Below are 12,397 nucleotides of genomic sequence, written 5' to 3' on the forward strand. Positions count from 1 at the left end.
CGACGCCTGTCGGCGCCGACCGAGCCAGAGGTTTTACCAGCGGAAGTTGACGGAGGTCACCAATTCACGCTCGTCGCCGTAGCGGCAAGTGGACGCTTCACAATAGACGTATTTTTTATTCGTCACGTTGTTGGCGTTAAGGGATATGTCCCAGTTCTTGTCGATCTGGTAGCTCGCCATGGCATCGAACAGCGTGTAGGCCGGCATTTGCGAATCGATGCCGGACGCCTGGGTGGTTCCCTTGTAGCGCGCGCCGCCGCCGACTTTCAGCTGTGGGACGCCGAAGAGGGCGAAGTTGTAATCAGCCCACAAGGCGGCCTGATGGTAAGGCGTGTCCTCGCTGCGTTGGCCTACTTCGCTTTGAATCTGGCTTTTGGTGATACGCGCATCGGTGTAGGCGTACGACGCGATAACCGTCAGTTGAGGTGTGACGTCTGCCTTGGCTTCCAATTCCAAACCTCGAGAACGCTGTTCGCCAATCTGCTGGGGATTGCCGCCAGCCTGGTCGCGTTTCACGACATTTTGCTGTGTTAGCTCATAGACCGCTGCGCTGAGCAATATATTGCTGCCAGGGGGTTGGTAGCGGATGCCGACTTCGTACTGCTTGCCTTCGGTAGGATCGAAGGTCTGGTCCGTTGCTTCAGCCACTGCGACCGGGAAGAACGATTCGCTGTAGCTGATATAAGGAGCCAGGCCGTTATCGGCCTGGTACACCAGGCCCGCGCGCCAAGTGGTGGATTCGTCGTCCTGGCTCAGCTTCTCGCCGGTGGCGAAGCCTTCCTGATCCTGATCTGCCCAATCGTGGCGACCACCGAGCAGCAATAGCCAATGATCGTCGAACTTGATCTGGTCTTGCAGGTAGATACCTGTCTGGAAGGTATCGATCTGCGAACCACGGTCGCGGCTCCGGCTCTTGTCCACTATCACCGGCTGTCCGTAGTTGTAGTCGCCAATATCAATAGACGGGCTTCCCAGGAACGGGGGCCTGTCTCGGAAGTTATGCGAATCATATGAGGCATCGTAGGTATCGGCACCCACCAGGAAGGTGTTTTCAATCCCGCCAATGTTCCAACGCGTCTCGATGTTGGTGTCGCTGGCCAACGCCCGGGAGCGCTCCCGCCGATCACTGTACTGACGACCCAAAACGCCCGTGGCGGCTGCTGTATTGACTGGATTCCCTGTCCGAATCTGCATGTATTTCCACTTCACATCCGCTTCGTAGTAACGCAACTTGTTGCTGATACGGGTGTGTTCATCAAACCGGTGTTCGAACTCATAACCGATGGCGGACATCTCGCCGTTCATGTCGTCGTAGTCGGGTTCGCCGATGAAATCGTGGCGGCCGATGGTGAAGGGGCCGTTGCCTACGCCTTTGACCAATTGATAGGGCAGCGGAGCGGAGAAGCGCGTGTCGCTCTTCTGATAGAACGAGAGCAGGGTCAGGGACGTGTCTTCATCAGGGCGCCAGGTCAGGGCCGGGGCGATGTAGAGCTTGTCGTCGTTGACGTAATCCTGCTGGGTGTCGCTGTCGCGCTTGAGCATGGTCAGGCGGTAGCTGAGGACCTCGCTGTCACCGAGCGGGCCGCTGAAGTCGGCGGTCAGTTGCTTGCGATCATGGTTGCCATATTGCAGCCCCAACTCATGCAATGGGGTTTCGGTCGGACGCTTGCTGACACCGTTGACGAAGCCGCCAGGCGACAGTTGGCCGTAGAGCACCGAAGCCGCGCCACGGACGACTTCCACGCGTTCCAGGCCATAGGGTTCCTGGACGCCATCGTAGGAGTTGTACTGCAAACGCATGCCGTCGCGCAGGGAGCCACCCGTGGCGGATTCGACGTCGAAGCCGCGCATGCGGAACCGATCTGCCGTGCGGTTGAAGCTACTCGGTTGGCTGGTGAAGCCCGGGGTGTAGCTGAGGGCGTCCGCCATGGTGTCGGACTTGCGATCGCGCATTTCATCGGCGGTGACCACGGACACCGATTGCGGCGTTTCAGTGATGGCCGCGTTGGACTTGGTGGCACTGCCGTTGCGCAGGGCGACTTTGCCGGCCAGCGGCGCCGTGGGGTTTTCCACGGCGGCGGCATTGATGTTGATTTCGCCGAGTTGAAGAGGAGCGTTGGCTGCAGCCTCTTCTTGTGCGGCGAACGCCTGTGCTGAAAAGATGCTCCCCAAAGCCAGGGCCAGAGTGCTCAAGTGAAACGCTGGATGACGCGAGACGTAACGTTTTTCGGTGCCAACTGTTGTTTTTCTTACGAGCATCGAGGAAGTCCTTGAGGATTGTTATTGATCTTCGCAAGCCTATCGTCCCGGTCCGGCGGCAGGGCAGGCGAGCGAAGTTAGTGTCTACTGGCCATAATCTGACTGTGAATGATAAGGGTTTGCATTAATATTGTCAGGCTTGTAGGGAATTTATTTTAGTTTCGACATATTCTGTGCCGCACTTTTTAGCCTGCGGTGGGTTTTCCGGCGTTGTTACCGGGAAACGAATGCGCGGGATCTGTACGATGGACGATTCGATCAGGCCCTCTTGGGCGGCGGAGGGACGGTCATGCTGAAAGCCAGCAACGTGCGGCTGAGCTATGGCGAGCAACAGATTCTCAACGGTGTCAGCCTGGACATTCCCGAAGGCTGCTTCACGGCGTTGATCGGGGCCAACGGCTGTGGCAAGACCACACTCTTGAATGTGCTGGCACATATGCTGCGCCCAAGCGCGGGTGAGGTGCACCTGTCCGGCAAGGCTCTGGGGCAGTATTCGCGCCGGGCGCTGGCGCAGCGCATGGCGTTGTTGCCCCAGCGCACTACGTCACCGGCCGGCATGAGCGTGCGAGAGCTTGTGATGCAGGGACGTTTCCCCTGGCAGAGCTGGTGGCGGCAATGGTCCGAACAGGATCAGCAGGCAATCGACCGTGCCATCGAACTGGCGGGCATCGCACCGTTGCTCGATCGCTCGTTGGCCACCCTGTCGGGTGGACAACTGCAGCGCTGCTGGATTGCCATGACCTTGGCCCAGGACACCCCAGTGATCCTGTTGGACGAGCCCACGACGTTTCTCGATATCGCTCATCAGATCACCTTGCTCGAACTGCTGGTGGACCTGCGCGAGCAAGGCAAGACCGTCGTCGCCGTGCTTCACGATCTCAACCAGGCCGCGCGTTATGCCGATCACCTGGTGATGATGCGTGAAGGCCGCTTGCTGGCCCAGGGCGCGCCCGCTGAAGTCTTTACCCGTGAGAATCTCAAGGCGGTCTTCGACCTGGACGCGCACATCATCACCGACCCTTATTCGGGCGACCCACTGTGTGTTCCGCAAACCACCCGTAGCCAGCCATCGGCTGTGCGGGAGGCGATGTGAGTCACGGTTTGCGAATACCGGTGTGGCTGGGCCTGCTGGTCGCCATCGCCTTGGCCGCGCTGCTGCACCTGGCGGTTGGCGCCAAGAGCATCCCTTGGAACGAGGCCTGGCAGGCACTGGTGGCTTATGCACCGGACAACGCCGATCAGAGCGTCATCCGTGGCAGCCGCCTGCCACGCTTGCTGGTTGCCATGCTGGTGGGCGCCAGCCTTGGCCTGGCGGGAGTGATCATGCAGGCGGTAGGTGACAACCCCCTGGCCGACCCCGGCATTCTCGGCATCAACAGCGGCGCGGCATTGTTCGTGGTGTTCGGCTTGCTGGTGCTGCCCGGCCACGACCTGTCGATGATCCCATTGTTTGCTTTCAGCGGTGCCCTGGTGGCAGCCATTGGTGTGCTGCTGCTGGCGGGCAGGGGCCATAACCCGATTCGACTGACCTTGTCCGGCGCGATGATCGCGGCGTTGTTCAGCGCCATCACGTCAATCCTGCTGTTGCTCGACCAGCAGGGGCTCGACAGCCTTCGCCGCTGGCTCACCGGGTCGATCGGCGTGACCGGAGGCTCGATGCAGGCATGGGTCTGGCCTTATGTGGTGTTGGGCATGGTCTTGTGCCTGGTCAATGTCCGGGCCTTGAACGCCCATCGGCTCGGTCCGCAGGCCGCGGCCGGCATGGGCGTCAACTTGTTGAAAATGCGCCTGTTCGGGCTGGCTTCCGTGGTGCTGCTGTCAGGATGCGCCGTGGCGCTGGCGGGACCGATCGGTTTTGTCGGGTTGGTGGTGCCCCATGCGGCGCGGCTGTTGTTTGGCGATGATTATCGACGGCTATTGCTGGCCGCGCCGCTGCTCGGCGCGTTGCTGCTGATCCTGGCGGACATTGCCGCACGAACCGTTGTGCGGCCCTTTGAGCTGAACACCGGGATTGTCACGGCACTGATCGGCGGGCCGATTTTCGTCGCGTTGGTGTTGAGGAAAGTCAAATGACGCGCGTTGGGCTGATCTTGCCCAGGGCACTTCTATTACTGCCTTGGGTGGCCCGGCCCATCGACGTGATTTCGGTGCTGGCCCTGATGTTCGCATTGGTTGCCTTATCGTTGTACGCGTTGACTGTCGGCAGTTATTCGTTGGGGGTTGTCCAGGCCTGGCAAGCGCTGTGGGCGCCTGAACAGGTCGACTCGACGACGCGCAATCTGCTTTGGGAATTGCGACTGCCACGTGTGGCCCTGGCGATCCTCGCCGGCATGGCCATGTCGCTGGCCGGCCTGTTGATGCAGTCGTTGACGCGCAATCCGCTGGCGGCGCCGGGGCTGGTGGGCGTGGAGTCGGGAGCCAGTGTGACGATGCTGCTGATCATTGTGCTCTGGCCCACGCTGTTGCCCCTTGAGCTCTATCCATTGGCGGCACTGGCGGGCGGGTTGGCCGTGGCATTCTTCGTCGCGCTGCTGTCGTGGCGCCAGGGGATTTCGCCGCTGCGGTTGATCCTCGTCGGCGTTGGGGTCACCGCGATGCTCAGTGCAGTAGCCGATTTACTGATCACCTACGGCAACATCGACCAGGTCGAGTCGGCCCTGATGTGGCTGGGCGGCAGCTTGCACCGGGCCGGTTGGCCGCAGGTTCACAGCCTCGGCACCTGGCTGTTGCTCGCGGGGGTTCCCTTGCTGTTTTTTCACCGTCAATTAAACCTGTTGCAGTTGGGCGAAAAAGTCGCGCTCAGCCGGGGCCTGAACGTCACGGGTGTCATGGCTTTCCTATTGCTGTGCAGTGTCATGCTGACAGCGGCCGCCGTGGCGAACGTCGGCACCATGACTTTCGTCGGGCTGGTGGCGCCGCACCTGGCGCGCCAACTGGCAGGCGATCGCCACGGTGCGCTGATGCCTTTGTCGGCGTTGATGGGGGCATTGCTGGTACTGGCGGGGGATACACTGGGCAGGGGGCTGTTCCCACCGCTGCAATTACCGGCGGGGCTGGTGGTTGCAATTATCGGCGCACCTTATCTGATCATATTGTTGGCGCGTCAACGCAGTCGCTGAAAACACAGCGGCGCTTATCTTGAAATTATCGGAGGCAAACGCGTGCGGGTAGGGATGAGAGAAGTGTTCAAGAGGTTGTTTGGCATGCTTTGCGTGCCGTTTGCATTGATGTCGATGCACGCTGGCGCGGCCGAAACCAAAGTGTTCGAGAACAGTTTCGGTCGTGTCGAGGTGCCTGTTTCACCCCACTGCATTGTCTCCCTGCACGATTTCAGCCTGACCGATCAGTTGCTCGAATTGGGTATCAAGCCCTGCGGATCGACAGGCAGGAAGAAGCTGTTTTCGGACGTGCTGTTTCGCGGTGCCCAAGAGCGCTTCGACGTGACGGGCATTCAATACATCGGCTCGCACCAATCTCCTGACCTGGAAGCCATCGCCGCCCTGAAGCCTGACCTGATTGTCGGCCTGTCTTATCACGCGGACCTAAAGGAAAAGCTCAGCAAAATCGCACCGGTCGTGCTGCTGCCCTCCCGGGAAAGCGACATCAAGACCTACGCCAGGCAGCTCGCCGAGCTGGTCGGCAAGCAGCAGCGTTACGAAGAAATGCTCCATGAATACGAATGGGTCGTCAGCGAGTTCAAGAAGCGGGTCAAGGACCCTTCGCGGATCACGGTCACGACGCTCGAGGTCTATACCGATGGTTTCCAGTTGATCGGCCGTGGCGGGATGGATGACGTCATCAAGGATTTCGGCCTGGGCCGTGTCGCCGCCTATCGCGAAGCGCGCCAGAACGTGCCCTACAGCCTGGAGCGAATCGGCGACTTCGACAGTGATTTCATTATCGACACATACGAAGAACTGCTCGATTCGGAAGCGAGCACGGCTGCGTTTCGCCAGTCGCCGCAATGGCAGAACCTGTTTGCGGTGAAGAACCGCCAGTTTCTGTACCTGAACCGCAGCCGCTATGCCGATACGATGCAGGGCTTGCTGGGTTCCGCCTACCTGTTGATGTCCCATATCGCTGAGCGGGAGAGCATGCTTCAGGCCAAATGATTTGTGTCGATTGTCATACAAACGTCATTAATGACAATGATTCTCTATTGCAGTTGTTACTCGTTTGTAATAGTTTGTGCTCTCGAAAAAACACGCTCATCGGAATGGCGAGGGATCACAAATGGAAACTGGTTTGGCGCGTGCACAGGTTCAACCCATGGAAGGCGTACCGGGCGACGAACAGACCTTGCCATTTATCTTCCACGCGCCAGGCGCGGGGGCTGCGTGGCAGGACAGCCGGGCGCAGATCCTGCAAGCAGTCGAGGCGCAGTTACCGCGAGCGGGCGGCATCCTGTTTCGTGGCTTTGTGTTCAATGGCGAAGCGGACTTTGAAGCATTTGCCCGCGGTTTCGGTCATGAACTGCTGACCTACGACTACGCCTCAACGCCGCGCACCAAGCTCAACAACCGGGTCTACACGTCGACCGAGTACCCGGCCCACCAAGTGATCCCTCTACACAACGAGCAGTCCTACTCGCTTAACTGGCCAATGAAAATCTGGTTCCACTGCATGCAGGCCTCTGCGGTGGGCGGTGAAACCCCCATTGCCGACAGCCGCAAGGTCTACCAGCAACTCGACCCCGCCATACGTCAGCGTTTCGCCGAGAAGCGCCTGATGTACGTGCGCAACTATGGCAACGGCCTCGACTTGCCCTGGCAACAGGCGTTCAGCACGGAAGACCGTTCACAAGTCGAACATTTCTGCCGCGCCAACCAGATCCAGTTCCAGTGGAAAGAGGACGGCGAGCTGTCCACCCGCCAGATCTGCCAGGCCGTGGCCCAGCACCCGGTGACTGGGGAGTGGGTGTGGTTCAACCAGGCGCATCTGTTCCATATCTCCAATCTCGCCGCACCCGTGCGCGAGACGCTGATTTCCATCGTCGGCGAAGAGGGCGTGCCACGTAACGTTTTCTACGGTGATGGCTCGCCTATCGAGCTTGATGCCCTGGAGCATGTCCGTGCCGTATTGCAGCGCTGCCAGGTGAGCTTTCCCTGGCAAGCCGGTGACGTGCTGATGCTCGACAACATGCTGGTGGCCCATGGCCGTTCGACATTCCAGGGCGCGCGAAAGGTCGTGGTCGCCATGGCCGAGCCTGCTTCCGCGAACTGAGCTAGACGCTCTTGCAGACAGCCGTCACATGGGGCGGCTCATTCAGAACAAGCAAAATGAAGGACATCAAATGCTCGATCGCTTGATGCATCGCTGCTGGCTGCGTGGGATTCGCCTATCGAAAGTCGAAGGCCAATTGGTCATCACCCCCGGATCACCTAGGGCGTTGGACGATGAACTGGCAAGCGAACTGACGGCGCACGGCGCCGACGTGCTGCAATGGCTGGCCCGGCACCCCGATTATTTTGAAGCGCGCCCGCTGACGGATAACGAGCAGGCGCTCTGGTTCTTGCAACGACTCGAGCCGGACAGCTGCGCCTATAACATCGCTTACGCAGGGCGCATCAAGGCGCAGTTCGTCACCGACGACTTGCCCCGACGCCTGCAAGGCGCCTGGGAAACGGTGCAGCGACGCTATCCCATGCTGTGCACCGCCTATGCCGAGCGCAATGGCGACCTGTTGCAGTGGAGCGACCGCGAGCGAGTCCGGCCGCTGGAGCGCATCGCGCTGCAGGCGGCCGACAGGCAGGCGTTGCAGCAGCGCGTCACCGAGTGGGCCGATAAGCCTTTCGACTTGGAAGCCGGCGACGTCAGTCGGGTCGTCCTGTTGAGCAACGTTCACGCCGATGAAGTCGAGCACACCGTGCTGCTGGTAATTCATCACATCGCCGCTGACCTGGCCACGTTCTACATCGTGCTCAATGAACTGTTCGCGCTGATCAACGAGCAAGCATTGCCCGCTGTGAATCCAGATGCCTATCGCGACTATTGCAGCGAATTGCACATACGCAGCGAAGCTGCCGAACCGATGGAGCTGGCCTGGTGGCAGGCGCAATTGGAAGGCGCCCCGGCACTGGAGCTACCGACCGATTTTCACTACGGCAGCAATCAGGCATTCCAAGGCGGGGAGCTGTCGTTTCGTTTCGACCGGGCCACCACGGCCAGAATTCGTGCCGTGGCCCGTCAATGGGGCGTGACGCCTTATATCTGTTGGTTCTCTTTGTTCCAGCAGTTTCTCGGCGTGCTGTCCGGCCAGGATGACTTTGTGCTGGGCACTCCCAGCGGTTGGCGCCTGCGCCGCGAGCACGTCAATCTGCCGGGCTACCTGGTCAACCCGTTGCCGGTCCGCTGTCGTTTGCAGCGCGAGCTGTCCGGCGGCGATTGGGCCAGGCAGGTGGACGCCAACGTCAAACAAACCTTGCAGCACCGTCATTATCCGTTCTCGCGCCTCGTCAAACAGTTGGATCTGCCCCGGCAGATGGGCAGGGCGCCGCTGTTTCAGCACATGTTCACCCTCAACAAGGAGCGCATCGCGCCGTTCGAGCAGTACGTCGACCGTCTGCTGTCGGAGCAGCGTGGCGCGGCCCATGAGCTGAACATGGTCATGATCGACGAGGAAGACGGCTTCCTGTGCCGGTGGCGTTACAGCAAGGCCTTGTACCGCCACGAAACAGTCCAACGTTTTTGCGAACAGTTCGTTGCGTTGGTCCACGCGGTCATCGAACAGCCGGACGTACCGTTTGCCCAGCTCGACTGGCTGGCACCGGCGCAGCAATCCTTGCTCTGTGGCGAGGACCTGCCGGTCCCGGTCAGCAACGCCTGGCAGGCGTTCGTCCAGCAGTGCGTTCGAAAGCCCGAGTCAATTGCCCTGCAAGACGAACAGGGCACGCTCAGCTATGCCGAATTGGGCCGTGCAGTGGTCGCCCGTGGCGAGCGCTTGCAAGCAGGCGCGAATCTGGAGGGCGCACGCATCGCCTTATGCTTGCCCCGCAGCCGCGAGCTGGTGATGCACATGCTCGCCGCCTGGCAGTGCGGCGCCACCTACCTGGCCCTCGATCCGCAGTGGCCGCAGTCGCGTTTGCAGGACATCTGCCAGGATGGCACGCCCAAGGTCTGGGTCGGCGAGGGCCAGCGTCCCGAGTGGCTGCCTGAAACGGTGCGGTGGCTGTCGTTGCCAACTGAGGCGTTGTCGGGTGAATCGCCGTTGCGCGCGTCCTTGCCCGCTGAAAGGTCGGCCTACGTCGTCTACACCTCCGGCTCCACGGGACGGCCGAAGGGGGTGATGGTCAGCCAGGGCAACCTGATCCATTACGTGGTCGGGTGCCTGGAACGCCTGGATCTGTCCGCCGATGCCAGTCTGGCAAGTCTCGCCAGCTGCGCCACCGACTTGGGGCACACGGCCTTGTTCGGTGCGTTGCTCAGCGGCCGTCGCCTGCGGCTATTGGCTGAGGAACTGTCATTCGACGCCGAGGAGCTGGCGGCCGTGCTTGAGCGCGATCCCGTGGACCTGCTTAAAATTGTGCCTTCACACCTCAACGCCTTGCTGGTCGCCAACGATCCCCAGCGCCTATTGCCGCGCCGATGCCTGGTCACCGGTGGCGAAGCCCTGGGCCATGAGCTGGTTTCGCGCTTGCGGGCATTGATGCCGGACCTGCGTATCGTCAACCACTACGGCCCCAGTGAAACCACCGTCGGGGTGTTGACTCATGAGGTCGATATCGATGGCGCGGCACCGCTGGGACGACCGCTGCCCAATGTCCAGGTCAGCGTGCGTTCGCCCGAGGGCCGTCTGTTGCCGATCGGTGTCAGCGGCGAACTTTGCGTGCAGGGCAAAACGGTTGCGCTGGGTTACCTCAGCGCCAACGATTCAGACCACGCCCGCTTCGGTGCCCATGGCTATCGCACCGGTGACCGGGTGCGGCTCAATCATCGGGGGCAGATGGAGTTTCTCGGTCGGCTCGATGAGCAGGTCAAGATCCGCGGGTATCGGGTCGAGCCGGCAGAGGTTGCGGCACGGCTGCGGGCGATGCCGCAGGTCGGCGACGTACAGGTGCTGAACAACCCATCGCCCCTGACGGGCAACCGCTTGGTGGCGTTCCTGGTCGCACCATTGGCCGCGTTGCCTGATATTCAGGCCGCCCTGCAAGCGCAACTGCCGGACTATATGCAACCGTCCCAGTGGCATTGCCTCGATGGGTTTGCCTTGTTGCCCAACGGAAAAGTCGATCGCAAGGCATTGCAGCATTTGGCCGGGCAAGCGCCGGCCACCGCGCAGACGACGTCTCCCATCGAGGAACCTCTGAATGCGGTTGAAAGCGCGTTGCTGGATATCTGGCGCGGGCTGCTCGGCAACCCCGACCTCGGCCCCGATGACAACTTCTTCGCCTTGGGCGGCGATTCGATCCTCGGCCTGCAGATCATTGCCTTGGCCCGCCAGCAACATATCCTGATGACGCCCAAGCAGTTGTTTGCCGAACAGAGCGTACGCGCCTTGGCCCGAGTGGTGCAGACGCCACAGCGCAACCTCGAACAGCGTCTGCTCAATATCGCTCGTGAGATTCTCAATAACCCCGACCTGAGGGTCGATGACAATTTCTTCAGTGTCGGGGGAGACTCGATCCTGAGCTTGCAGATCATCGCCCGGGCCAAGCAGCACGGGCTGCAGCTCAAGCCCAAGCAGATTTTCGAGTTCCCAACCGTGCGTGGTTGGGCCGAGCAGGTGGTTGATCTTGGCGCGGTGGAGACGGGCGCTACGCCGGCCGTGCTCGAACCTGTCACAGCGTTCGCCCTGACGCCGATCCAGCAATGGTTTTTCGCCCAGGAGCAAACCGAGCCCGAGCATTGGAACCAATCCTTGCTTCTGGCATTGAACGCACCATTGGAACAGGCGCGGTTCATCCAGGCTGTTGGCGCACTGTTACAACGTCATGCCAGCTTGCGCCTGATATTTGAAACGTCGGAGCAGGGTTGGCAACAACGCTACCAGGCGTTTTCCTCGGGCCAGCTCGACGGGTTGTTCCACATCGAAGACCAACCCTTGGACGAAGCGCTGTTGCAGCGCTGGCAACAAGGCTTTGATTTGGGCAAGGCGCCTTTGATCCGCTGGGTGTATTTCTCCCATAGCCGTGAGCTGCTATGCACGGCGCATCACTTGCTGGTCGATGCCGTGTCCTGGCAAGTGCTGCTGGAGGAATTGGAAAGCCTCTACTTGCAACCGAACGCGGCGTTGCCTGCCGTGTCGGCGGGTTTCCACGCATGGAGCGAGGCCTTGCAGCAGCATCGCCGCGAGCCCGCCGTCCTGGCCCAGGTTGGCTACTGGCATGAGCAGGTAGCCGCCGAACATAGCGCTCCTCAACAGCCCAATACATACGGCGAAAGCCGGACACTGGACATGCAACTGTCGGTCGAGCAAACACAATTGCTGTTGGGCGATTGTCACTCGGCCTACAGCACTCAGGTCCAGGATCTGCTGGTGGCCGCGTTGGCCGGTGTCATCGGCCAATGGCAGGGGCGCGAGCGCGTCACCCTGGAGCTGGAAAGCCACGGTCGTAGTGGCTGGGAGCAAGGCCCCGAGCTGTCGCGCTCCATCGGTTGGCACACCAGCCGATATCCGCTGGCCATCGATACTTCCTGGGATTTGGAATCCTCGATCATCGCGGCCAAGGAAGCCCTGCGCCGCGTCCCCGAACAAGGCATCGGCTACGGCCTGCTGCGCCAGGATCCGGCCCACGGCCTGGGTGCCGTCACGCTGCTGACGTTCAACTACCTGGGGCGTGTCGATCAGTGGATCGGCGCATCGAGCCTCTGGCGCCTGGCGCGGCCGATGTGCCCCGGCATGCGCGCCGACAGCACCTGCCGCACCCATTGGCTGGACGTGACGGCGCTCGTCAATGAAGGCCAGCTACACGTCGAATGGCGTTATGCGCCGCAGGTCCACGATCAGGTGTTGGTGAACGAACTGGCGCGGCAATTCCAGCAGCGACTCAGCACCTTGCTGGATCACTGTCAGGCCCCTGCGGCGGGCCGCGCCACGGCTTCGGATTTCGCCGACTCGGGCCTGTCCGACGATGAATTTTTGGGGTTGCTCGAACAACTTGAGCAATGAACCCCCTGCGCCCCCCAATTACAGGTTCGG

General features: G+C 61.0%; 7 protein-coding genes. 6 read left to right on the plus strand and 1 reads right to left on the minus strand.

The window, feature by feature from the left end; all coding sequences use genetic code 11:
* Positions 1-33: 33 nt before the first annotated feature.
* The gene (locus tag J3P90_RS11815; protein ID WP_434676426.1) at positions 34-2,259 is read right to left on the minus strand and encodes a TonB-dependent siderophore receptor; all 2,226 of its coding nucleotides are present in this window, start codon (positions 2,257-2,259) and stop codon (positions 34-36) included.
* A 289-nt stretch (positions 2,260-2,548) separates the two neighbouring features.
* Here J3P90_RS11815 and J3P90_RS11820 point away from each other — a divergent pair, with 289 nt between their 5' ends.
* The 6 genes from J3P90_RS11820 (at position 2,549) to J3P90_RS11845 (ending at position 12,367) form a co-directional block, all read left to right on the plus strand.
* Entirely contained in the window at positions 2,549-3,352 is an 804-nt protein-coding gene (locus J3P90_RS11820) for an ABC transporter ATP-binding protein (RefSeq protein WP_420763715.1), read from the plus strand.
* Entirely contained in the window at positions 3,349-4,332 is a 984-nt protein-coding gene (locus tag J3P90_RS11825; protein WP_420763716.1) for a FecCD family ABC transporter permease, read from the plus strand. Before J3P90_RS11820 ends, J3P90_RS11825 begins: the two co-directional genes overlap by 4 nt.
* Positions 4,329-5,378, plus strand: a complete 1,050-nt coding sequence (locus tag J3P90_RS11830; RefSeq protein ID WP_434676427.1) for a FecCD family ABC transporter permease — start codon at positions 4,329-4,331, stop codon at positions 5,376-5,378. Before J3P90_RS11825 ends, J3P90_RS11830 begins: the two co-directional genes overlap by 4 nt.
* Positions 5,379-5,441: 63 nt before the next feature.
* Positions 5,442-6,371: an iron-siderophore ABC transporter substrate-binding protein gene (locus J3P90_RS11835; RefSeq protein WP_434559177.1), complete on the plus strand. Its 930-nt coding sequence runs from the start codon at positions 5,442-5,444 to the stop codon at positions 6,369-6,371.
* A gap of 157 nt (positions 6,372-6,528) precedes the next feature.
* Positions 6,529-7,482, plus strand: a complete 954-nt coding sequence (locus J3P90_RS11840) for a TauD/TfdA family dioxygenase (protein ID WP_434564112.1) — start codon at positions 6,529-6,531, stop codon at positions 7,480-7,482.
* Between the two features lie 70 nt (positions 7,483-7,552).
* Entirely contained in the window at positions 7,553-12,367 is a 4,815-nt protein-coding gene (locus J3P90_RS11845) for an amino acid adenylation domain-containing protein (RefSeq protein WP_434676428.1), read from the plus strand.
* The last annotated feature ends 30 nt before the right edge of the window (positions 12,368-12,397 follow it).

The organism is Pseudomonas sp. D3-10, from assembly GCF_051132175.1.
Classification (GTDB): domain Bacteria; phylum Pseudomonadota; class Gammaproteobacteria; order Pseudomonadales; family Pseudomonadaceae; genus Aquipseudomonas.